At 45.3% G+C, this 22,623-nt stretch carries 17 protein-coding genes; 7 read left to right on the top strand and 10 right to left on the bottom strand.

All coding sequences use genetic code 11. From position 1 onward, the window contains the following. Window positions 1-7 precede the first annotated feature (7 nt). Both K9H14_01905 and K9H14_01900 read left to right on the top strand, forming a co-directional pair. Window positions 8-973: a polyprenyl synthetase family protein gene (locus K9H14_01905; GenBank protein ID MCG9478945.1), complete on the top strand. Its 966-nt coding sequence runs from the start codon at window positions 8-10 to the stop codon at window positions 971-973. Beyond that, on the top strand, window positions 970-1,920 hold the full coding sequence (locus tag K9H14_01900; protein MCG9478944.1) for an AEC family transporter: 951 nt from the start codon (window positions 970-972) through the stop codon (window positions 1,918-1,920). Before K9H14_01905 ends, K9H14_01900 begins: the two co-directional genes overlap by 4 nt. On the opposite strand, the gene K9H14_01895 is transcribed toward K9H14_01900, so the two are convergent. Next, on the bottom strand, window positions 1,917-4,016 hold the full coding sequence (locus tag K9H14_01895) for a transglycosylase SLT domain-containing protein (protein ID MCG9478943.1): 2,100 nt from the start codon (window positions 4,014-4,016) through the stop codon (window positions 1,917-1,919). The genes K9H14_01900 and K9H14_01895 overlap by 4 nt on opposite strands. A gap of 264 nt (window positions 4,017-4,280) precedes the next feature. Here K9H14_01895 and K9H14_01890 point away from each other — a divergent pair, with 264 nt between their 5' ends. After that, window positions 4,281-6,755 (top strand): PAS domain S-box protein, encoded by a 2,475-nt coding sequence (locus K9H14_01890; protein ID MCG9478942.1) that lies wholly within the window; start codon window positions 4,281-4,283, stop codon window positions 6,753-6,755. A 42-nt stretch (window positions 6,756-6,797) separates the two neighbouring features. Then, window positions 6,798-7,676: a patatin-like phospholipase family protein gene (locus K9H14_01885; GenBank protein MCG9478941.1), complete on the top strand. Its 879-nt coding sequence runs from the start codon at window positions 6,798-6,800 to the stop codon at window positions 7,674-7,676. A 1-nt stretch (window position 7,677) separates the two neighbouring features. Here the strand turns inward: K9H14_01885 and nadC are convergent, their stop codons facing one another. From nadC to nadA, 3 genes are read right to left on the bottom strand one after another with little or no spacing between them, the layout of a single operon-like run. After that, window positions 7,678-8,508, bottom strand: coding sequence for a carboxylating nicotinate-nucleotide diphosphorylase (gene nadC, locus K9H14_01880; GenBank protein ID MCG9478940.1), 831 nt, complete (start codon window positions 8,506-8,508; stop codon window positions 7,678-7,680). Window positions 8,509-8,527: 19 nt separating this feature from the next. Beyond that, the gene (gene nadB, locus K9H14_01875; protein ID MCG9478939.1) at window positions 8,528-10,159 is read right to left on the bottom strand and encodes an L-aspartate oxidase; all 1,632 of its coding nucleotides are present in this window, start codon (window positions 10,157-10,159) and stop codon (window positions 8,528-8,530) included. A gap of 4 nt (window positions 10,160-10,163) precedes the next feature. After that, on the bottom strand, window positions 10,164-11,084 hold the full coding sequence (gene nadA / locus K9H14_01870; protein ID MCG9478938.1) for a quinolinate synthase NadA: 921 nt from the start codon (window positions 11,082-11,084) through the stop codon (window positions 10,164-10,166). Window positions 11,085-11,272: 188 nt separating this feature from the next. On the opposite strand from nadA, the gene K9H14_01865 reads away from it, so the two are divergent. Both K9H14_01865 and K9H14_01860 read left to right on the top strand, forming a co-directional pair. Then, on the top strand, window positions 11,273-13,342 hold the full coding sequence (locus tag K9H14_01865; GenBank protein ID MCG9478937.1) for a DNA topoisomerase I: 2,070 nt from the start codon (window positions 11,273-11,275) through the stop codon (window positions 13,340-13,342). Continuing rightward, window positions 13,287-14,153, top strand: coding sequence for a fumarate hydratase (locus K9H14_01860; protein ID MCG9478936.1), 867 nt, complete (start codon window positions 13,287-13,289; stop codon window positions 14,151-14,153). The genes K9H14_01865 and K9H14_01860 overlap by 56 nt, the downstream gene beginning before the upstream one ends. Here the strand turns inward: K9H14_01860 and K9H14_01855 are convergent. The 6 genes from K9H14_01855 to K9H14_01830 all read right to left on the bottom strand — a co-directional run bounded on the left by K9H14_01855 (window position 14,102) and on the right by K9H14_01830 (window position 18,285). Then, window positions 14,102-14,650 carry a FumA C-terminus/TtdB family hydratase beta subunit gene (locus K9H14_01855; GenBank protein MCG9478935.1) on the bottom strand — a complete coding sequence of 183 codons (549 nt, stop codon included), beginning with the start codon at window positions 14,648-14,650 and terminating at the stop codon, window positions 14,102-14,104. The two genes, K9H14_01860 and K9H14_01855, sit on opposite strands and share 52 nt — an antisense overlap. After that, window positions 14,646-15,476: a hypothetical protein gene (locus K9H14_01850; GenBank protein ID MCG9478934.1), complete on the bottom strand. Its 831-nt coding sequence runs from the start codon at window positions 15,474-15,476 to the stop codon at window positions 14,646-14,648. The genes K9H14_01855 and K9H14_01850 overlap by 5 nt, the downstream gene beginning before the upstream one ends. Before the next feature lie 69 nt (window positions 15,477-15,545). Beyond that, a complete protein-coding gene (locus K9H14_01845) occupies window positions 15,546-16,325 on the bottom strand; it encodes a Cof-type HAD-IIB family hydrolase (protein MCG9478933.1) in 780 nt (259 codons plus the stop codon). Between the two features lie 267 nt (window positions 16,326-16,592). Next, the gene (locus tag K9H14_01840; protein ID MCG9478932.1) at window positions 16,593-17,471 is read right to left on the bottom strand and encodes a diguanylate cyclase; all 879 of its coding nucleotides are present in this window, start codon (window positions 17,469-17,471) and stop codon (window positions 16,593-16,595) included. Next, window positions 17,472-17,699, bottom strand: a complete 228-nt coding sequence (locus K9H14_01835) for a DUF2442 domain-containing protein (protein MCG9478931.1) — start codon at window positions 17,697-17,699, stop codon at window positions 17,472-17,474. A gap of 400 nt (window positions 17,700-18,099) precedes the next feature. Continuing rightward, window positions 18,100-18,285: a hypothetical protein gene (locus tag K9H14_01830; protein ID MCG9478930.1), complete on the bottom strand. Its 186-nt coding sequence runs from the start codon at window positions 18,283-18,285 to the stop codon at window positions 18,100-18,102. A gap of 42 nt (window positions 18,286-18,327) precedes the next feature. Between K9H14_01830 and K9H14_01825 the strand changes: the two genes are divergently transcribed. After that, window positions 18,328-22,593 (top strand): acyl-CoA dehydratase activase, encoded by a 4,266-nt coding sequence (locus tag K9H14_01825; protein MCG9478929.1) that lies wholly within the window; start codon window positions 18,328-18,330, stop codon window positions 22,591-22,593. Window positions 22,594-22,623 lie beyond the last annotated feature (30 nt).

Raw genomic sequence — 22,623 nt, 5'->3', positions numbered from 1 at the left:
ATAGATTATGTTAAGCAAATTCAAGGTATCCGGATTTTTAGCCCATGGACTCCAGCAGCTAGAGCAATACCTGCATGATTTTACCCAGGGGCTGGACGGGGTACTGAAACAGGGGGTTACCAATACCCTGCTTGCCGGGGGTAAAAGAATAAGGCCGGCCCTGTTTCTGATATGTGCCAAAAACAGCAATTACAATCTGGAATACCTTCTTCCGGCCGCTGCTTCTATAGAAATCATCCATACCGCATCGCTGATACATGATGATATAATTGACCGTTCTGCCCTCAGGAGGGGAAAACAGACCATACAGAGCCTGTATAACAATGATACTGCCAAGTATGTGGGTAATTATCTGTTTACCCACACTTTTTCTTTGCTAAACACTTATAACCGGCCGGAAATCTTAAAGCATATGTGCTTGGCAGCCGAGCACCTGGTGAGGGGGGAATTTGACCAGCTTAAGAAGAATAAGAATCTGGATCAGGGGGAGAAGTATTACTTTCAAATGATAAATGAAAAAACTTCTTCTTTGTTTAAGGTCAGCTGTGTGCTGGGGGGCCTGCTGTCTAATTCTGGACCCAGGGAGATTAAAGGACTGGCAAGATTTGGCAAACTTTTAGGCATTGCTTTTCAGATAAATGATGATTTACTGGATATTGATATCGGGGAGAGCCAGGATATCGGCAAACCAGTTGGAAATGATCTGCGGCAGGGAAATCTTACCCTGCCGGTAATTTATGCTTTAAAGAATAAGGAATTTAAAAAAACAGCTTCACAGATTCTTGAAAATAAGCCCTTAACTGAACAGAATATAGAGAAGATACTAAAGATGATAGATAGTACCCGGGCTGCGGATATCGCCAGAGCTAAATTTGAAAACTATATAAGGGAAGCCAGAAGGGCAGTCACTTATATAGGGGGCGAGGAGAGAAAGCAAAATTTGTTAAAAGTATTGGATTATTTTAAATCATGAAGAATATTGTAGGCCTGGTGCTGGAAGTACTGAGTATTACGGTTCCCATATTTGTGGTAATACTTATAGGCTTTTTTCTGAGGCGCAAAAAGATTATCGGAGACACGGCAGTAAGTGGACTGAACCGCCTGGCCTATAATGTGGGCCTGCCGGCGCTGATAATTATCAGTATCATAAAGTATAATCTTTCGGAGATTTTTAATTTCAGGATAATTGTTACCATATACAGTGCTTATTTTGCTTTCCTGCTGGTTATAATGGCGGTGGCCAGCTTTATAAAAGCCCCCAGGAAGACCAAGGGCGCCCTTATGGTTTCTTCTTACCGCTGCAATATGGCTTTTATCGGTTTTCCCATCATTATTTCTGCTTATGGCAACCTGGCCCTGGCCAAAGCCAGCCTTATAGTGGTGTTTTTAACCCCCATAAACATAATTACCAGCGTACTGATATTTAAACTTTTTAATCGGGGAGAGGAAAGGATAAAGGTAAAGAAACTTATTGTGGACCTGCTTTTAGATCCCCTGATTCTGTCAGCGGCAGCAGGCATTTTGATTTCCTCTATCGGTATAAATATCCCTGCGCCGGTAAACAGTGTCCTGGACATACTTTCCTCCATGTCCATAGGTATTGCTTTGCTGGCCATAGGGGCTTCTTTCAGGTTTTTTCATATCAAAAGCAATATCAGGGCCCTGGCATTTGTGAGTCTGGCCAAGCTGATAATCATGCCGGCCATAGCTCTGTTTTTTGCCATGGTGGTGTTTAAGCTGGCACCGGTGGACAGGAACATCATAGTAGTGCAGTTTTCAATGCCCCTGGCAGTTATCGCCTATGTTATGGCCAAGCAGTATCATTCTGATTATGATATGGTTTCTTCTTCCCTGATAATTACTACCATACTGTCTTCGGTAACCATATCCGGCTGGCTGCTGCTTCTAAAACTGTTTTAATCGTACAGCAGGCGGTACATGTAATAGTTGCCCATTACTTTCTTTACATAATCCCTGGTTTCATCATAGGGAATATTTTCCACAAATTCATATAGGTCCTTATCCCCCCAGCGGTTAACCCAGCTGGCCATTGCTCCCGGTCCTCCGTTATAGGCACCGGAGGCATAGAATTTGTTTCCACCAAAGCCGTTAAGCTGCTGTTTTAAGTAATAGGCTCCCATGTTGATACTTACTTCCGGATCAAACAGTTGGTCTGTATCAAATTCCTGTACTCCCAGGTCCTGGGCTATTCCCCTTCCGGTAGCGGGCATAATCTGCATCAGGCCCCTTGCTCCCGCATAGGATCCCGCATCAGGCTGGAATCTGCTTTCCTGCCTCATTACTGCCAGCACGAACAATGGATCTATTCCATAATGGCCAGAATAGTTGTTTACCATTTGCTGGAAGGCATAGGGGTACAAGAGATAGTAATAAAAATCCTTGTAGCTGTCTTCCAGGCCATACCTCAGGCTGCTGGTATTGCGGGATAAGATGCTTATGCTGTCGGTATAATCCTGCGATTGGTGGTAGAGGGTGGACAGTATAAGCAGCTGTACCGGATCATCATCTATCTCCTGCTGTCCGGCAGTTATTTCCAGGGTAGCGCTCTGAAGTAAATCTATTTTTAACAGCTCTAAAGCCTTTCTTATATGCAGCGGGTTTTCAATAGCCGAGACATCGTCATTTAAGACTTCATAGACCGAGGGTACCACCTGTTCAATGTTTGGGTTAAGCGGATTGGCGGAGCTGTCAATGGGAGGTATATACAGGTAGATATCCATCTGTTCCAGTATTTCTCTGGCTACAAAGGTGTAATAGGAATAGGAATTAATGCCCACTATCTGCTTGTATAGTTCCACTGCCTGCTGCTGCTGGCCTGATTTTTGCAGGCATTTGGCCTGCCAGAACAGGCCTTTTTCTTCCAGTTCGCTGCCCTTAAAAGAGGAAGCCATATTGGCAAATATATCCTGGGCCGGCTGGTAATTATGGCTGCTGTAGTGAATCCATCCCAGTTCCCACAGTACTTCGGAAAGACGGTCACCACTGGGATATTTTTCCAGCACCAGGTTGAAGTTTTCTATGGCTGCTTCCATCTGGTCGTCAAAAAAGTATATTCTTCCAATGCGGTAAAGGGCATCATCGCTAAAATTGCTTTGGGGATACCGGCTAACCAGGTCCTGGTAATAGTTAATGGCCTTCTGGTTGTCTCCAAGGTTGGTTGCTGCCCGGCCCAAAAAGTACAGGCTGTCGTCGGCCAGCTGGTGGTCGGCAGCGCTCTGGTAGCATTGGAGCAGGTATTGTTCGGCCTGGGCATAGTCCCTGAGGTTGTAATAACACATTCCCGCCCTGAACAGAGCCTGGGCTTTAAGCTGGGTAGAGAGCTGTGGCTGCTCCAGTATAAGGTTAAGCTGTTCCAGGGCGCTGTAGTAGTTATAGTTTTGAAAAAATATTTCGGCCCGCTGATATAACTGCTCGGGGGTGGCTACAAAGGGCTGCAGGCCGTTTTCTTCTATAAGTTTGTACAGAAAGTCCAGGGCGGTTTCAGCATATTCATTGGTGGGATAATTCAGCCATACCTGTTTGTAATTCTGGTAAGCTTGTTCCAGTTTCTGGTTATTCTGCTGGCATAATGCCAGCTGGAACTGCCCGTAAGGAGAATAGGTTGAATCAGGATGCTGGGTTAAGAATTGCTGATACAGGGTCTCTGCCCGGGGGTAGTCCTGCTGTATAAAAAACAGGTCTGCATATTCCAGAGCTGCCTTTTCGATCCAGATACTTCCAGGATGCAGCTCCATAAGGTCTGAATAATATTTTTGGGATAAAAAATATTTTTGCTGCATCAACAGGGATTTGGCCAGATAGTAATATGTATGGTCCTGAAGCACCAGGTACTGGTCCTTGATTTTGTCTAAATAAAACTGGGCCTGTATGTACTGCTGCTTATGGAAATGTTCTACTGCTTTTAAGAAGAAGTCCCGCTGGGTTTCAATTTCCAGGTTGTGGTAAAGGTCTTTGGGTAAAAATTCATCCTGGCTGTTTTCTTCGTCTTCTATCACCGGGTCCGGCTGCTGGCTTTCTACCGGTTTTTCTGCCTCTGCCGGCTCTTGCTGCGGCAGCTGGTCCTGTTGCTGGGGCGGGGGCGTTTTTATGCAGGCTGAAAGTATAAACAGGAGTAAAAAAGGTGTAAATATAAGGTAGAAATAAGTTTGCCTTTTAAAAATACGTTCCTTCTAATTTATTAATTAATTATTTGAGTAGATTTTATAATCAAAGCAACCATAAAATCAAATATTTTAATAATATGTGTTACAATCACCACTATGGAAAAAGACCATAAAAAATATAGTGATACCGGTATCTGGGTTAGCCTTTTTAATGACAGGGGCCAGGTAATGTTCTGGAGTGAGGAAGCAGAGAAGATAAGCGGATACAGCCATAAAAAGCTGCATGGAAACGACCGGGTGTGGCAGCTGCTGTTTCCTGATGGGGAATACCGGCAGCAGATAAGAGGGGCAGTCAGCAGCCCAGGCAGGGAAGCCGGCGGCAGCATGGAGGTTAGTATAACTGACCGCAGGGGGCAGCCGGTCCGCCTGATATGGAATATCCTGGACTTGTCTGGTTTGGAACAGGGTAAAGTAACCCTGGTAGTAGGAAAGCCGGCATCAGGAGAGCAGGAACAACTCCAGGGGCTGGGTGCTGCCTTTGCTGACAGCCTGCCCCATGTAGCCTATATAAAGGACCGGGATGGCAGGTTTGTTTATGCCAATGATTCATTATGCAGATTACTGGGGCTTGAACGCGGCCAGATTCTGGGAAAGAAGAACAGTCAGCTATGGCCTGAACCGGTGGCCAGGATGCTGGGGGAAAATGATCGCCAGGTTATGGCCCGGAAAAAACTCCATTCTTTTCAGGAGACTGTTGGAGACAATCAAATCTTTCTAAGCTTTAAATTCCCCCTGAAAGAGGCAGGCCGGGATTTGCTGGGGGGAATCTCTATAGATATTTCGGAAAGAATAGAAGAAGAAGAGAGTCTAAAAAGAAGCAGGCAGAGGTATGAGCAGACCCTCAGCCTGCTGCCGGATGTTGTCCTGGAAACAGACCGACAGGGGAAAATAACTTTTCTGAACCAGGCAGCCAAGAAAATTTTAGGTTTAAATCAGGCCGATCTTGAGTCAGGGGTTCATGCCCTGGATATGGTAGCAGAAAAAGACCGTCCGCAGGTAGAGTCTACTTTTTTAGAAATTCTGAAAAAGCCCAGCCAGCAGTCCAAACTTTTGGAATTTACTGCCCATGGCAAGCATGGAAATATTGCTTTAGCCGGCCATATTGCCCCTATTACCTATAATAGGGACAGGGCTGAAGGGGTGAGAGGGGTAATGGTGGATATAACCCGTTTAAAAAAGAAAGAGAAGGCTCTGGCGGATAGTGAAAAAAGATACAGGAGACTTTTTGATAATTTAAGGGACGGAATTTATGTAAGCACCCTGGAGGGTAAATATGTTGATGTTAATCCTTCCCTGGCAAGCATGCTGGGTTATAGCAGCCGGGAGGAGCTCCTTTCCAAGGATATTAAAAAAGATATTTATGTGGATGGCAGCAAAAGGCCCATGCCCACCCAGAGGACGCAGCCTTTTGAAACCCAGTTAAAAAAAGCTGACGGCAGTAAGATATGGGTGGAGATCAGCTGTCAAGTAATCGAGCAGGATGGAATACCGACTTACTATGAAGGGGTAGTAAGGGATATTTCGGTACGAAAGGAATATGAACTGAAACTTAGGTATAAATCATTTCATGACAGTCTGACCGGGCTTTATAACCGGACTTATTTTGAAGAGGAGCTGAAAAGGCTTGACCGGAAAAGGCAGCTTCCTTTAAGTATTATCATCGGGGATGTAAACAGCCTGAAGCTTATCAATGATGCCTTTGGGCACCAGCAGGGAGACCAGCTGCTGAAGAAAGCGGCAGATATCCTCAGGAAAGCCTGCAGAAAAGAAGATATAATAGCCAGATGGGGAGGGGATGAATTTGCTATCCTGCTTCCCCGTACCCCTCAAGAAGTTGCTGCTAAAGTTGTGGCCAGGATCAAGGATATCGCCGGCGGTTACAACATAGCCGATGTCCCGGTAAGCATATCCCTGGGAAGGTGTACCAAGGGTGATTACAGCCAGGATATACAGGAAGTAATAGAAGAAGCAGAAGACAGCATGTATCATCATAAACTGGTGGAAAAAAAGAGATTGAGCGGAGAAGTTATAATGTCCATGGAACAGGCACTGTTGAGAAAGAAGTATGTTAGTCTGGAACATATACAGATGGTAAAAAAAGCTGCCCTGACCATAGGCAGAGCCCTGGGCCTTACCGCAGGCCAGCTGGAGGATCTGTCTCTGCTGGCTGGTGCCTATCAGGTGGGCAAGGTTTCTATTCCTGACCAGGTGCTGAACAAGCCGGGGCCCCTGGAGGAGCTGGAATGGAAATTAGTGAAAAAATATCCGGAGGTGGGCTACAATATTGCAGAGGCTATTCCCCAGATATCCCATCTTTCTGAGGCAATACTCTCCCATCACGAACGCTGGGACGGTACTGGGTATCCCCAGGGCCTTTCCAGGGAAGATATTCCCCTTTATGCCAGGATAATAGCCATTGCTGATGCCTATGCGGCCATGGTGTCCGGGCGGGAATACCGCAGGAAATTAAGCAGCAGCCAGGCGGTAGGGGAGATCAAAAAAAATGCAGGTGCCCAGTTTGACCCCTACATGGTAGAAAAGGCTTCCCCGGCGCTTGAGGATTGTAATTGAAACATTTATAAAAAATGTTTTTGGGATTATAATTTAGCTGTAATGTTTAAGAAGAAGAAAATAGGTTTAGCGCTCTGCGGGGGAGCTGCCCGGGCTCTATGCCATGTGGGGGTACTAAAGGTTCTAACCCAGCTGGATTTAGATATTTCAGCAGTCAGCGGTACCAGCATGGGCGCAATTATTGGCTCATTATACTGTTCGGGAGTGCCCCTGGAGGATATTGAGGATTTCGTCAAAGAAATGGACTGGCGCAGCATGCTGATGTTTTCAGATATAACCCTTCCCCGCATGGGAATGGTTAATGGGAAAAAGGTAGAGAAAATACTGAAAGATTTTCTGGGGACAAGGACTTTTGATCAGTGCCGGCCACAGTTTTGTTGTACAGCCGTAGATATGCTGAGCCAGAAGAGGGTGATTTTATCACAGGGCGGGCTGGTGGATGCAGTAAGGGCTTCCATATCTATTCCCGGTTTTTTTTCTCCGGTAATCTTTGATGGAATGGTTCTGGTGGACGGGGGAGTAATCGAGCCCCTTCCGGCGGAAGCAATTGGCATATTTGATGTAGATTTTACCATAGGGGTATCCATTGTGCTTGACCAGGTTAAAGATTCATCCCAGTATTATAAAAAGCTTACCGATTATGAATCTGAGAGCAGGGCAATGGGGTTTTTCAGGAGAGTGTTTAATCTAAGGAAAAAGAGAAAATTTCCTACCACCTATGAGATCCTGAATACCAGTTTTAATATCATACAGCGGGAAATGGCTAAGAATTACTATAAGTATACGGATATAGTCATAGAGCCAAAAGTAGGGGAATACGGCTTTTTTGATTTTACCAAGGGTTCAGAGATTATAGAAAAGGGATGTATTGCTGCCCGGGAAAAGGTTCCTGAACTTAAGCAGAAACTGGGCCTGAAATAATCTAGACAAATTCCATGGAAAAATCGGCTGCCGGAGCAGAATGGGTTATGTATCCGGTGGAAATCAAATCAATGCCGGTACTGCAGTAGTCTTCCAGATTATTAAGGGTTATATTTCCTGATACCTCGATTAATGTATTTTTATTAGCTTCTGACCTGATTTTTTTTACTGATTCCTCTATCTGGTCCGGGTTCATATTATCCAGCATTATGATGTCTGCCTGTGCAGCTATAGCCTGTTGGAGCTGGCTGCTGTCCTGTACCTCTACTTCAATTTTTAAAGGATGGGGGATACTGCCCTTTATGGCTTTTACTGCCTCTACAATGCCGCCTGCTGCACGGATATGGTTGTCTTTTAGCATTATCCCGTCAAAAAGACCGAACCTGTGGTTATAGCCTCCTCCGATCTCTACGGCGTATTTTTCCACCAGTCTGAGGTTGGGCTTAGTTTTTCTGGTATCCACAATCTTGACTCCCCGGGCAGAGGCAAGGGTAGAAAATTTTTTGGTTATGGTAGCAATGCCTGAAAGATGCTGTATAAAATTCAAGGCAGACCTTTCTGCAGCAAGAAGGGACGCAGTAGGCCCGCTGAGGGTAGCTACTTTCTGGCGGCGGGAAACCATATCCCCGTCTTCTTTAATCTTATTAAGCTTAATACTGCTGTCTACTTCCTCCATCAGCCAGCCTGCAATGTTTATGCCGCAGAGAACCGCCGTATCCTGCTTGCACCAGATATAGGCCTGGCTGTGATGGTCGGAGGGCAAAAGATATTTGGAAGTTATATCACCAAATCCTGCCAGGTCTTCGGACAGGGTCCTGCGGATGAGATCCATAACCTGGCTTTTTTTCAGGCTAATCATTTTTTACCTCTTGGAATAATATTTTGTCTTTTTGCAGCAGTATATGTTTCCGCCAGTTGTTATCATCTGTTTGGGGGAAATCATTTCGCTGATGGGTTCCCCTGCTTTCTTTTCTTATGGCTGCCGCCTTGGTTATAAGGTGGGATACAATAAGCATATTGGCCAGCTCAATGCTTGATTTATCCTTATTATTATAAAGGGAAGGGTTAGTTAAAAATTTTTGCACAAACCCGGCTGCTTCTGAAAGTCCTTTGGCATCTCTCAGTATTCCTGCCTTTTGGCTCATTATCTGTCTGAGCTGGCTTTTAGTTTTTTCAATGTCCAGGTCTTGTTTGCCTTCTGGTATGGAGTCAAAGGTATCAAAAAGGGTATCGATGCCATCCCCGGGGTCAGTTTTTAGCCGGTGGTCTATTTCTTTATATATATTCCAGCCGTAAACCAGGCCTTCTATCAGTGAATTAGAGGCCAGCCGGTTTGCCCCATGGGCGCCGGTGGCCGCTACTTCGCCGCATGAATAGAGCCGGTCTATGGTGGTAAGTCCCTGATAATTGGTTTTTACTCCTCCATTCATGTAATGGGCGGCAGGGGACACTTTTATTAAATCCTGTTTAAGGTCCAGGCCGTTTTCCTTAAGTTTATACAGTATATTGGGAAACCTTACTTTCAAAGTGGTGGCCGGCAAGTGGGTTGCATCCAGGTATACAAAATTACACCTGGTTTCATTCATAACCCTGACCATTTCTTTTACCACTATATCCCGGGGCGCCAGCTCGGCCAGATGGTGCTGATTTAACATAAACCGGTGGCCATTACAGTCTCTCAGATAAGCGCCTTCGCCCCTTAAGGCTTCACTTATCAGAAAAAGTTCTTCATCCCTGGTTTTAAATACGGTGGGGTGGAACTGGATAAATTCAATATCCATTATGGATGCTCCTGCCCGGTAGGCCATGGCAATGCCGTCTCCGGTGGAAATATCCGGGTTGGTGGTAAGTTCAAAGACCTGTCCGATCCCTCCGCTGGCCAGCACCACAAAGGAGGCAGGGTGTATCTGCAGCTCCCCGGTTTTCAGGTTAAGGCCCAGCACTCCGGTGCACTGATTATTATGGGCAAGTATATCTACAGCCAGGTAATCGGGAAAAAACTCTATGTTATTGGCGGTCTTGGAATACTTTACCAGCTTTTTTTCTATCTCTTCGCCGGTAGCGTCTCCACCGGCATGCAGTATACGGGGATAGCTGTGGCCGCCCTCGGTGGTAAGGCTTATTTCTCCTTCCGAAATATCAAAAATTATTCCCAGCTCTACCAGTTTCTCAATCATTTTGGGGGCATTTTTTACCAGTATCTTAACTGCTTCCGGGTCACACAGGCCCTGTCCTGCCACTATGGTATCCTGGTAATGGTTTTTCCAGAAGTCCGGTTTTTTTATGGCTGCTGCTATCCCCCCCTGGGCATACCAGGTAGTGGATTCGGATAATGAGCTTTTGGTCAGTACCTTAACCCGGTGTTTTTCAGACAGCCTTATGGCAGTAGAAAGCCCGGCAATACCGCTGCCTATGACTATGCAGTCACAGTGGTCTGCCTGCTTATCACAGCCTGTGGGATCTATTAAATATCTTGGTATCATATTATTAGCTTACAGCCAGCATCCTGTCTATGGCTCCCCTGGCTTTCTCTATTATGTCCCTGCTCAGCTTAATCTGGTACTGCTGCTCTTCCAGCGCCCAGTAAATTTTTTCCAGGTTAATCAGTTTCATATTGGGGCATATGCTTTTAGGAGAGGCAGGATAGAATATCTTTTTGGGGTTTTCTTTTTTCATGCGGTGAATGATTCCGGTTTCTGTCCCTATTATAAATTCTTTCCTGGATGAATTCTTTACATAATCCAGCATGCCTCCGGTGCTGGCTACCTTGTCGGCTACATCTATAACATCGGGAGGAGCCTCAGGATGCACTATCACCGCTGCATCCAGATGCTCTTTTTTAAGCTGCACTATATGTTTGGCGCTTATGGAGACATGGGTGGGGCAATAACCGTTCCACAGCACCATTTCCCTGCCGGTTTTTCTCTGGACATAGCTGCCCAGGTACTTGTCGGGGATAAAAATTATTTGTTTATGTTTATCGATTGAATTAATTACCTTTACTGCATTGGAAGAGGTGCAGCATATGTCGCTTAAGGCTTTTACCTCGGCAGTAGAATTTACATAACAGACTACTACTGCTTTCGGATATTTCTGCTTGAGCTCTTTTAACTGCCCGGCATTAATCATATCTGCCATGGGGCATCCGCTGTACTGGTCGGGCAGCAGCACCATTCTTTCCGGAGACAGTATCTTGGCTGTCTCGGCCATAAATTTTACTCCGCAGAATACTATGATGTCACTCTTGGTTTCAGCTGCCTTAATGCTTAACTGAAGGGAGTCACCAACAAAGTCTGCTATATCCTGCACTTCCCCTATCTGATAGTTGTGGGCAAGTATGACTGCATTCTTTTCTTTTTTAAGTTTTGCTATCCGGGTGGAAAGCTCTAATTTTGTATTCATAATCATATTATGGTTACTAAACAACAGTTGTTATTTTAGAACAACCTGGCCTAAATTTGAATATGCAAATATTTACTTTAATATTAAATGTTTTTTATCCCGGGAGATAAAGGGCCGGGTTTGTATAAATATTTTTGCCGCTATTTCATTACCCCCGCCTTTTGTGATATTATTTCAAATTCAAGGTGATTTTAATGAAACTTATAATATCGGAAAAAGAAATAGCAGCCAGAAGAATGGCAGACATTCTGTCCGGCGGCAAAGCCAAAGAGGAAAAGGTATATGGAATACCTACCTACCTGTTTGGCCTTGATGGTCAAAACTACCGGACTATCGGGCTGAAAGGTCATATACTGAAGGTGGATTTTCCCAAGAAATATGCTAACTGGTTTAAGGTAGATCCCATGGATCTTATAGATGCCGAGATAGAAAAGATGCCTATACAGAAAAAGATCATACAGGCGCTAAAGAAATCCGCCAAAGAGGTTGACCAGATAATCGTGGCCACTGACTATGACCGGGAGGGAGAGCTTATTGGTTATGATGCCCTTACTCTGGCCCAGGAGGTAAACGGGGAGGCTGATTCCAGGAGGGCCAAGTTTTCTTCCATTACCCCCCGGGAATTGTCTTCATCTTTTGGCAAGCTGGATAGAGTAGATCTGAATCTGGCTTTTGCCGGCAGGGCCAGGCAGGACATAGACCTTATATGGGGTGCCACCCTGACCCGGTTTATTTCCCTTGCCTCTTATCAGGTAAAAGATAAATTTTTATCGGTAGGGAGGGTACAGACTCCCACCCTTACTTTGATAGTGGACCGTGAAGAGCAGATAAAGAGATTTAAACCGGTACCCTACTGGGTTATAAAGGTGCTGCTGTCCACCGAAGACGGCCAGGAATTTGAGGCGGGGCACCGGCAGAAAAGATTCAGCAAGAGGGAGAAGGCAGAGGCAGCTTACAACCGTATGGGCAGCCAGGGAGAGGTTACCCAGATAAAGGAGAGGCAAAAAAAGATTAAGCCTCCCATACCTTTTAATACCACCGGTTTGATAGTAGCAGCCAGTTCTCTTGGCTTTACTGCTAACCGGACCATAAGTACTGCTGAAAACCTGTATATGAATGGATATATAAGTTATCCCAGGACCGACAATACAGTATTTCCGAGCTCTATAGATCTGGCGGAAGTTACCAGGGAGATAGGCAAGTCCTCCTATTTTAAATCCGCCTGCTCGCATATTCTGGCCCAGGATAAGGTAACTGCTACCAGGGGCAGGAAGAGGTCTACCGACCATCCCCCTATCTACCCCACACTGCCGGCAGAAAAGAATAGCCTGTCCAGCGATGAGTGGAAAATATATGAACTGGTGGTAAGCAGGTTTCTGGCCACTCTTATGCCTCCGGCAGTAATGAAAAGCATATCTGCCAGGATTGATATAGGCGGAGAGACTTTTGTGGCCAACGGCAGCCACCTTATAGAAAAGGGATGGGTGGATGTCTATCCCTATTACAAGCATAAGGATTCTTTTATCCCCCATCTTGAAGAGGGACAGATACTTACGGTTAAAAACAAGCATATGCTGGATAAGGAAACCAAGCCTCCGGCCAGGTATACCCAGGGAAAGCTGGTAGAGAAAATGGAGGAGCTGGGCCTGGGCACCAAGGCCACCAGGCATACCATTATCCAGAGCCTGATCAGCAGGGGCTATATAAAGGGAAATCCCCTGGAGCCTTACGAGAAAGCCATATCGGTGATTAAGATGCTGAAAAAACATGCTGAAAAAATATCCAGCCCGGACATGACTGCCGAGCTGGAAATGGATATGGACGGGATAGCCGCCGGCGATGAAACCAGGGAAGAGGTAGTGGATAAGTCCAGGGAAATGTTAAAAAAGGTAATGGCCAGGCTGAAGAATGAAAAAGAAGAGATTGCCAAGGAAATAAAGAATGGGGTAAAGGAAGACCTGAAGGTAGGAAAATGTACCCAGGATGACTGCGATGGGGACCTGATCATAAGGACCAGCAGAAACAAGAAGAGATTTATTGGATGCAGTGCCTATCCCCAATGCAGAAATACCTTTTCTCTTCCCCAGAAAGGCCTTATACTTACTACCAAGGATAAGTGCAAGGAATGCGGTTTTCCCATTGTAAAGGTTATAAACAGGGGGCGGCGACCCTGGAATCTATGCATAAACCCCCAGTGCCCGGCCAAAGATGAAAAGTATAAAAATTACAACCGTAAAAAAGCAGGTAGAAAAGCTGATAGCTGAGGCCAGCTTTAATCTGCCCCCGGATATAATTTCTGCCATCAAACATTCGCTGGCTGCGGAGACCAGCCCGGTAGCCAAAAAGATACTGGGATACATACTGGAAAATGAGCAGGTAGCCAGGAAGGAAAAACTTCCCCTTTGTCAGGATTGCGGTACGGTATATATAAGTCTGGGTATAGGCTCTGATGTGTGCATAGAAGAAAGCGGGCGCCTGTACCGGGAGTTAAATGATGCGGTTGCCAGTGCATACAGCAGTAATTATTTGAGGAAGTCCATTGTGGATGATCCTCTTTATGGCAGAAAAAATACCGGCACCAATACCCCGGCCATAGTCAGCACCAGTTTTACCGGCCGGCAGGGGATATCTGTAGAGGTACACCTGAAGGGAGGGGGAAGCGAGAATTGCTCCTATCTGAGGATGCTAAATCCTTCATCCGGCCCCGAGGCGATAATTGAGGAAGTAAAAAGTATAGTAGAAGAAAATGTTACCAAGTGCTGCCCCCCGGTTATTATTGGCCTGGGTATCGGGTCCACTGCTTCCGGGGTTACTTCACTGGCCAGGAAGGCCAGCTTCAGGAATCTGGATATAAGAAATGCTGATCCCCGGTACCGGCAGCTGGAACAGCAGATTCTAAGCAAGATAAACAGCCTGGGTATCGGACCCCAGGGCCTGGGCGGCAACACTACAGCCCTGGCCTGCAATATTGAGGTAGCTCCCTGCCATATGGCTACTCTGCCGGTGGCTGTATTTTTGGGATGTCATTCTTTGCGCAGGGTTTCAGCAAAGATATCCCCGCCATATACATCATAGGCTACAAATAAGGGGAAACGGTCCAGCTTTATTTCATAGATGGCCTCTGCCCCCAGATCCTGGTAGGCTATAGGCTTTATGCTCTTAATTTTTAATCCCAGGCAGGCAGCAATTCCTCCCACCGCCACCATGTATACCGCCCTGTATTTTTTTAGAAGCCGGCGGTAGGCCGGGCTGCGTTTGCCCTTACCTATCATTGCCCTCAGTCCCTGTTTTAGCAGGGGTTCAGTTAAGCTGTCCATTCTGGCGGAGGTGGTTGGGCCTACTGACCCGCTGGCTCTATGGGGCGGGGCGGGGGAAGGGCCTACATAAAATATAGTGGAGTTCTCCAGGTCCAGGGGCAGCTGCTGGCCTGTTTTTATGGTAGTTATCAGTCTCTGGTGGGCCATATCCCGGGCACCGTAGACGGTGCCGGTTAGAAGTACCATGTCGCCTGCCCTCAAGTTTTTGATTTTGTCTTCAGTCAGGGGGGTATCAAGTTCAATCCCTTTATCAATAGTCATCTAGATGCTTTTCTTTTTTAAAGTAATTGTCATAGGAGTAAAGGGGTTTGCGGCTGTCTTTTTGCCGGCGGCCTCTTCTGGAACTAAAAACCAGGGCAAATATTATGAATATTATGAACAGCCCGATCAGGCCCAGGGCGATAATAAGGAAATAGGATAAAAATTTAGTTTTCTTCCCTTCTATCCTTATATCCCTTTTTTGCCCGTACTTTATGTTCCATATGGCTATATTGTTATCACCAATGACATCGGCATTGGATTCTATAATTTTTACCGGAAACTTAATCTGGTAGGTTATGCTCAGCAGATCAGAATCTGCCTGAATCAGGTCCTCCAGGCGGCGGTAATCGGAGTTCTGGCCGGAAGCTTCAATCAGGCTCTGGTCCACTTCCATATCCACATAGTCAAAGAAGAAATAATCGCTGTAAAAAAAGTAGTCATCGGTGCTCATTTTGGCGTAAAACCGGGGGGTCGGTTCCTGGGAAAAATTATCTATGGATATGTGCTGTAAAAAGTTTATGTCCTTGAAAGTGGCAGTAGATCTAAAGTGGGTATAATCCTGCTGTTCATAAGTGTCTATTTCCCCTTCAGGAAGGGTGGCGGTAAGCTTCTGGTACAGGCTCTGTTCCCCGGACAGCACCACATCACCCTTCTGCAGGTATTCGGTCTTAACTGCCAAATCCACCACTCTGGTTCCGCTGTAATCAGTATTTAATTCGGTGTAAATGTCTATCAGAGTCTGGTTACAGGCAGTGGCGAATATAATAATTACCGTTAGTAGGAATATCAGTGTAATTTTATATGCCAGGGTTCTTTTCATTTGGGTATAATTCTATCATATTAAATTTGTATAGAATAGGAAAAAACCTTTTTATGCCCTGGCTGACAGTTATATGCCCAGGACCCTGCTCAGGGCCTTGCTTACTCCGTCATGGTCCAGGTCCTCGGTTACAAAATCTGCTGCCTTCTTTAGCTGGCTGCAGGCATTGCCCATGGCTACCCCAATTCCGGCCATAGTTATAATTCCCAGGTCATTCTGGCCGTCTCCAATGGCCATTACCTGGCTGCTGTCCAGATTTAGGTAGCCCAGCACTTTTTTAAGGGCAAAGGTTTTTCCTGCCTGGCGGTTGAATATGTTTACATAGTTAAATCCTGCATCCCTTATCTTTATACCCTTTTTATCGGGGGCGATATGATGGTATTTGATAGGTTCGCAGTCCTGCCTTCTTAAAATGGTGGCCAGAAGTACCTGGCTGGTTACCTCTTGGGCCAGCAGGTCTTCAACCTTCCTCATATAGTGCTTATGTTCTATACCATGGAGGGTTTTTTCGTACAGAAGGTCTCCGTCCAGGGTGCTGGTAAGCAGCAGCTGGCCGGTTTTTCTGGCAAATTTTACAATGGCCTTAAAGGAGCCGGGGTCAATCAGCCGGTAGTCAAGATGCTGGAGACCTTGGTCTACTATGAGGGTGCCATTGGATACTACATGGGGGTTGGGCGGAGAAAAGGTATCTATAATCCGCCTGGCTGATTTCAGGTTCTTTCCGGTTATCAGTACTACCTTCAGCCCTGTTTGTATGCATTTATTTATGGCTGCCTGGTTGGCTTTACTTATTTTGGAGCTGGAGTCAAGCAAGGTGCCATCGGCATCTATGGCTATTAATTTAATCATACTTTAATTTCCTAAAAAATTCCTAATAATATATTTTACTTTATATCTACAGCCTTAAATCATCTTTTGCCCGGTTTAAAAATAGTATAACTTCATTTTTTTTAAAATCAATCTGTTAAAAACTGCCATAAAATGTTGGCATGAGATTACATAATGGTTTCGACTTCTATATTGGTGAGGGTTATGTAGATTGTGGTGGTGGAGATGTCGGAGCATACATTTAAATATGTCTGAAATTGCTTAAGCTTTGTGGGCGAGACGTGATTTTTAAGGTATGGAGCATGATTTAATCAGGCCTCTACCGCCCTGCTTTGCTTCATACATTGCCATATCCGCTTTTTTTATTACACCATCGGCTTCCAAGCCTTTCTGGTATTGGCATATCCCTACCGAAAGCGAGGTACCTTGAACTTTTAGGTCATTGTAGTTTTTAGTTATCCTTTCTGCTATTTCTTTGGCTGGGCCTATGTCGGTATTTATCAATATTACAACAAATTCATCTCCTCCATACCTTGCCACAAAATCTATTCCCTCCCTGATGTTGGCCATTAATATAGAAGCTACATCCTTTAGCAGCACATCTCCTTTTAAGTGGCCGTAGGTATCATTTACCTTTTTAAGACTATCTATGTCTGCCATCAGTAAACAGAAAGGATTTTTATACCTGTCAAACCGTTTAATTTCCCTATGCAGACAGTTATAGAAAAATCTTTGGTTGTAGGCACCGGTTAGAAAGTCCCTTATGGATTGCTCTTTAAATGCGTTCAGCAACTTGATGTATTCTGTTAATTCCTTAAAGATAAAAATTTTACCAACTGCCTCTTCCTTGGCTTCTGTAAGTGGGGAAACTGATATACTAAAAGTCAAATCTTGCCCTTTGTTTTTAAAAGCAGCATCTATCCTAAAGCTTTCCATTGATACATCTTCTAAAGCGCTGACCAACTTTGATGCTTTCTCTTTGTCAATTATGGCTTTATTTAGAAGAGATTTAACATTTTCTATAGTCAATTTTTCTTTGGAACTATACAAATGGCCGGCATCCAGTAAATTGTACATGGCGGTGTTAAGCTGTGCTGTATGTTTTTGGCTGTCTATAACCAGTATAGGATCTTGTGATTTTCCAAAGTATTTCCTAAACTCAGACATTTATTTACTCCATCCGTAGAATTTGCTTTTGGCCCAGAGGTCGTAGTCGCTTATAGCTGTGTTGCCATTTAGGACTGTTCCTTCGGGATTGAGTTTTATTTCTGTAAGAGTGGGGTGCTGTGTGTTATCCAGTAATGGCTTTAAGTCAAAAATTTTTATGATTCCGTTATTGAAGTATACCAGGATCGTGGAGTCGGTATTATTCTTAACGGCTTCTATTTCTGGCATTAATGGCATAGTGGTTTCTGGTCCTATTTATGTAAATACGGGTTGCGTTTCTGTGTTTAATATAATAACAGAAATCTGTGAAGGTGGAAGAGGGAAATTGGTAAATTTTTGGAAACTATTTGATGTTGTTTGGAAGGAGGCGAAATATGAAGCCATAAAATGGCATATAAGGGGAGAAAATGGGGTGGGGTATGGTTTGCACATGGGGTTGATATTCTAAAGGTATTGAGAATAGGGAATGCATTTTTAATTACCGAAGAAGGGCATAAGCCGTTTTCAACTTATATGGACAGCTTGATAGAAGGCCTATCTACATTATAGAGAGAACTATCTTTTTTATGTATAAAGAACCAGAGAAGTTGTAAACATGGTGGTTAAAGGAAGAGGGGTAAAGAGCAGGTTAAAACAGTTTTGGCTTGGAAGCACTGGCTGCAGGTTTGGCTTCTGAAGCTGTATTGTGATATTGGTTTCTGACCAAAAACAGGTTCTGTTTTGCTCCCCTTATACAGGCCTGTTCTTTCCTGATTATCTTTTCTAAAGCCAACAATTTCAATTCATTGACGTTTATTTTTAATGTTGTTAGCATTACATAATCAAAATCTGTAATAAACATATAAAAAAGGCAGACATGGAATTATATATCGGTTATGACATTGGTTCAGTAAGCGTAAACCGCGCTGTTGTAGATAACAATTTGGAAGTGGTTGATGTCCTGGAATATACCCGCCATCACGGCGAACCCTTACAAATTATACAAAAAGATCTATCCCTGCTGCTGGAAAAATATGCAGACCAGGATATCTCGGGTTTGGCCTTTACCGGTTCGGGAGGCAAAGGGGTAAGCCTGGCACTAAAGGCACAGTTTATAAACGAGATTGAAGCATTGATGAATGCCTGCAGGCAGTTTATGCCTGAGGCTTCTACAGTTGTTGACATAGGTGGACAGGATTCCAAATATATTGATCTGGCTATCGGGGATTATGCCATGAATGAGTTGTGTGCGGCTGGCACCGGGTCTTTTCTGGACCAGCAGGCCTCAAGATTTGGCTTAGGTATTGAAGAATTTGCCCGGGTGGCATTGCAGTCCGAGAGCCCGGAGACCATAGCCGGAAGGTGCAGCGTATTTGCCAAGTCGGATATGATACACCTGCAGCAGGAAGCGGCCAGGGATGAGGATATTATGCTGGGCCTCTGCTATGCCATGGCCAGAAGTTTCAGATCAGGTATAGTCAAGGGCAAAAAATTCAAGCCCCCGGTGATTTTCTGCGGGGGAGTTTCCAATAACCAGGCCATGGTTAAAGCCTTTGGCGATGTACTGGATTTACCAATTACCGTACCCCGGCATAATGAATCCATGGGAGCCATAGGTTCGGCCCTTTCAGCAGCTTCTGCCAGAAAGAAAGTAGGAGAAGAGACCCTGCAGGCATTGGAACAGTATATTGCCGGGTTAAAATATGAAAGGGACACTTTTGAGCCCCTGTCTCTGGAAGAATCAGAGCTTCCTTCCTATTCGGAACAGGAGTATGAGTTCGGGGAGGATAAGGTTGATGCCTATATAGGCATAGATGTAGGGTCTATCAGCACTAATGTGGTGGCTATAGACAGCAATAAAAACCTTATAGCCAAGTGCTACCTGAGAACTGCGGGAAGGCCCATTGAGGCGGTTAGAAAAGGTATTTCCATTATAGGGGATAAAATTGGAGATAAAATCAGGGTAAAGGGAGCCGGAACCACCGGATCGGGAAGATACCTTATCGGTGATTTTGTGGGCTCGGATATAGTAATAAATGAAATCACTGCCCAGGCCACGGCTGCAGCAGCTATTGACAGCAGCGTGGATACCATTTTTGAGATCGGGGGACAGGATTCCAAGTACATATCTCTGGAAAACGGAGTGGTGGTAGATTTTGAAATGAACAAGGTCTGCGCTGCCGGCACCGGTTCTTTTCTGGAAGAACAGTCGGAGCGATTTGATATGGCCATAGAGGAGTTTGCTCCCTTGGCCCTTAAGGCAAAAAACCCCCTGGATCTGGGTGAAAGATGTACCGTGTTTATGGAAACCAATGTCTATTCCCATTACCAGAAAGGGGCCAGGGTGGATAATATCCTGGCCGGGCTGGCTTATTCTATAGTAATGAATTACATAAACCGGGTAGTGGCCAGGAAAAAAATAGGAAACAGGATATTTTTCCAGGGAGCGGTAGCTTTTAACCATGCAGTGGTAGCGGCTTTTGAGAAATACCTGGGCACCAAGATAATAGTGCCTCCCCATCATGAGGTAACCGGAGCCATAGGTACGGCTATAGCCGCCATGGAAAATGCTCCGGCCAGCACCAACTTCAGGGGATTTGACCGGATTTCTGAGGTAAGCTACAAACAGAAATCTTTTGAGTGCAAGGGCTGCGCCAACCATTGCGATATAAAGGTGGTATCCATTGAAGGAGAAAAACCCCTTTACTATGGCGGCAGGTGTGAAAAGTACGAGCAGCCCAACCAGGCCAAAAGCGGCCTGCCCGATTATTTCCAGGACCGGGAAGATATACTATTAAGCACCTATGAGCCCAAAGAACATAAAGGGGCAAAGAAGGTGGGCATACCCTTTACCATGCTGACATATGAATTCTATCCCTTCTGGAGTGCTTTCTTTGATAGCCTCGGTCTACAGGTGGTACTTTCTGATAAAACCAATAAACAGATCATTTCAGAAGGCCTGTCATCGGTTATAGCGGAGACCTGTTTTCCCATGAAAGCAATGCTGGGCCATGTGCATAATCTTATGGATAAGGGGGTTGATTACCTGTTTTTGCCTACCATAAGGGATATGCCGGCCAAAGAGCATGCCATAAAGGGAGACCGGACCGGCAGCTACCCCTGTCCTTTTGTACAGGGCATACCCTGTGTGGCCAAGGCAGCTATCGATCTGGACCAGGCGGAGATTTTAGACCCCATAATTAATTTCAGTTTTGAAGGTTATGCCAAGTCCAGGCAGCTTAAGCAGCTGGGATCAAAACTGGGCGCAGGCAGAGCAACTATAAGCAGGGCTGTGGATATAGCTTATCAGGCCCAGAACGATTTTTATAAAAAATTAAGGCAGAAGGGCAGCGAGGTGCTGGATGAGCTGGCTGAAGATGAGCCGGCTATTGTGGTAACTGCCAGATCCTATAACAGCTGTGACCGCTCCATTTCCATGGATATACCCAACAAGCTCAGGGATTGCGGAATAAAGGTCATACCTCTGGACTTTTTGCCGCTGGAAACCGTGGACCTGTCCGGGCAGTGGCCCAACCTTTACTGGGAGTTCGGGGACCGGATAATGAGTGCGGCCAAGCTTATAAAGGAAGATGAAAGGCTTTACCCCGCTTATTTGACTAATTTTGGCTGTGGACCCGACTCTTTCATACTGCAGTATTTTGAAAGGGAAATGGATAAGCCCTTCTTGAAAATCGAGATAGATGAGCATACCGGAGGGGCGGGAGTGGTTACCAGGTGCGAGGCCTTTATTGATTCTTTAAAGAATTACCGCAAACTTCACCATGTCAGAAAGCAGGAGCAGGAGCAGGCTCCGGTGGTGTTTAAGCAGAATGAAGCCCGTACCATATATGTTCCCTATATGAGCGATGGTTCCTTTGCCATAAAAGCAGCTTTTAAAAGCTCGGGTATAAAGGCAGAGGTAATGATATCTGATGATGAAACCCTGGAGCTGGGCAGAAGGCATACCCTGGGCAAGGAGTGCTACCCCTTTATCATCACTACCGGGGATATACTTAAAACTTTAAAATACAATGATCCGGATAAATGCGCGTTCCTTATGCCCTTAACCTACGGGCCCTGCAGATTCGGCCAGTACAACCAGCTGCAGAGGATAATAATTTCAGAGCAGGGTTATAAGGGAGTGCCCATAGTATCTCCCGGGGCCCCGGAAAGCTCCCGGTTCTATGAGGAATACGATATGGATAATGTGCGGGGGTTAAGGCTTCTGGGCCGGGCCATGCAGGGGATATTTACCATGGATAACCTGGACAAGATGGCCAGAAAGATAAGGCCATATGAAAAGAATGCCGGCCAGGCATCGGCCATATATGACCGTTACCTGCAGCAGATTATAATGCTGCTGGAACAGGAAGAGCATAAAGCGCTGTTTAATAAATTGGTAGATGTATTATATGAAGCTAGAAAAGAGTATGAAGCGGTAGAGGTGGATAAAGTGCATAAGCCCTTAATCGGGATAGTGGGAGAGATCTATGTAAGAAACCATCCCTACAGCAATAATGAAATTATAGATAAGGTGGAACAGCTGGGAGGAGAGGTGGATATACCCACTATTTCTGAATGGCCCAGCCATACCACTGCCACCAGCAGGCTGGACAATTCGGTCAAGCAGGCTGACCTTAAGTACAAGATTCTGGGGTCGCTGGGCCTTAACGCCAATGTAGGCAGGACCAATGGAGGCTTATCTTCGCTGGTGGGCGATTATGTTAAGACCATACGATTTTATATGCTTAACCGGGCAAATAACCGGATAATAGCCTCTTACCTTAAAAAACTGGCCCGGCCGGTGGAGGGCTTTGTAAGGGGTACCGATGATCATGATATTTACCATACCTGGGACGCTGCCGAGCCCTATATTATTAAATGGTTCGGGGAAGCGGCCTTGAGCGTGGGTAAATCGGTAAACTGGATTGAACAGGGTTATGACGGCATCATAAATGTGATGCCTTTTACCTGCATGCCTGGAACCATAGTTACTGCTACTTCCAAAAGGATAAGGGAAAAATACAAGGTACCCTGGCTTAACCTTTCATTTGACGGCCTGGAACAGGGCACTACCGAAACCAGGCTGGAAGCCTTTATGTACCAGGCCAGGCTTTACTCTGAAAACAAGGCTAAAAAATAGGGTGTTCTGTGATTTAAGCTCTTATCCGTG

It is taken from the genome of Actinomycetes bacterium (assembly GCA_022396035.1).
Lineage (GTDB): Bacteria > Actinomycetota > Humimicrobiia > Humimicrobiales > Humimicrobiaceae > Halolacustris.
Note: the sequence above shows the minus strand (reverse complement) of the source record. Positions and strands in the feature narration are given on the sequence as shown.

What these genes read in the sequence shown, in the direction of transcription:
- K9H14_01905 (MCG9478945.1), top strand. Translation starts at nt 8, where the DNA reads ATGTTAAGCAAATTCAAGGTATCCGGATTTTTAGCCCATGGACTCCAG.
- K9H14_01900 (MCG9478944.1), top strand. Translation starts at nt 970, where the DNA reads ATGAAGAATATTGTAGGCCTGGTGCTGGAAGTACTGAGTATTACGGTT.
- K9H14_01890 (MCG9478942.1), top strand. Translation starts at nt 4,281, where the DNA reads ATGGAAAAAGACCATAAAAAATATAGTGATACCGGTATCTGGGTTAGC.
- K9H14_01885 (MCG9478941.1), top strand. Translation starts at nt 6,798, where the DNA reads ATGTTTAAGAAGAAGAAAATAGGTTTAGCGCTCTGCGGGGGAGCTGCC.
- nadC (MCG9478940.1), bottom strand. Translation starts at nt 8,508, where the DNA reads ATGGATCTCATCCGCAGGACCCTGTCCGAAGACCTGGCAGGATTTGGT.
- nadB (MCG9478939.1), bottom strand. Translation starts at nt 10,159, where the DNA reads ATGATACCAAGATATTTAATAGATCCCACAGGCTGTGATAAGCAGGCA.
- nadA (MCG9478938.1), bottom strand. Translation starts at nt 11,084, where the DNA reads ATGATTATGAATACAAAATTAGAGCTTTCCACCCGGATAGCAAAACTT.
- K9H14_01865 (MCG9478937.1), top strand. Translation starts at nt 11,273, where the DNA reads ATGAAACTTATAATATCGGAAAAAGAAATAGCAGCCAGAAGAATGGCA.
- K9H14_01860 (MCG9478936.1), top strand. Translation starts at nt 13,287, where the DNA reads ATGAAAAGTATAAAAATTACAACCGTAAAAAAGCAGGTAGAAAAGCTG.
- K9H14_01850 (MCG9478934.1), bottom strand. Translation starts at nt 15,476, where the DNA reads ATGAAAAGAACCCTGGCATATAAAATTACACTGATATTCCTACTAACG.
- K9H14_01845 (MCG9478933.1), bottom strand. Translation starts at nt 16,325, where the DNA reads ATGATTAAATTAATAGCCATAGATGCCGATGGCACCTTGCTTGACTCC.
- K9H14_01840 (MCG9478932.1), bottom strand. Translation starts at nt 17,471, where the DNA reads ATGTCTGAGTTTAGGAAATACTTTGGAAAATCACAAGATCCTATACTG.
- K9H14_01835 (MCG9478931.1), bottom strand. Translation starts at nt 17,699, where the DNA reads ATGCCAGAAATAGAAGCCGTTAAGAATAATACCGACTCCACGATCCTG.
- K9H14_01830 (MCG9478930.1), bottom strand. Translation starts at nt 18,285, where the DNA reads ATGCTAACAACATTAAAAATAAACGTCAATGAATTGAAATTGTTGGCT.
- K9H14_01825 (MCG9478929.1), top strand. Translation starts at nt 18,328, where the DNA reads ATGGAATTATATATCGGTTATGACATTGGTTCAGTAAGCGTAAACCGC.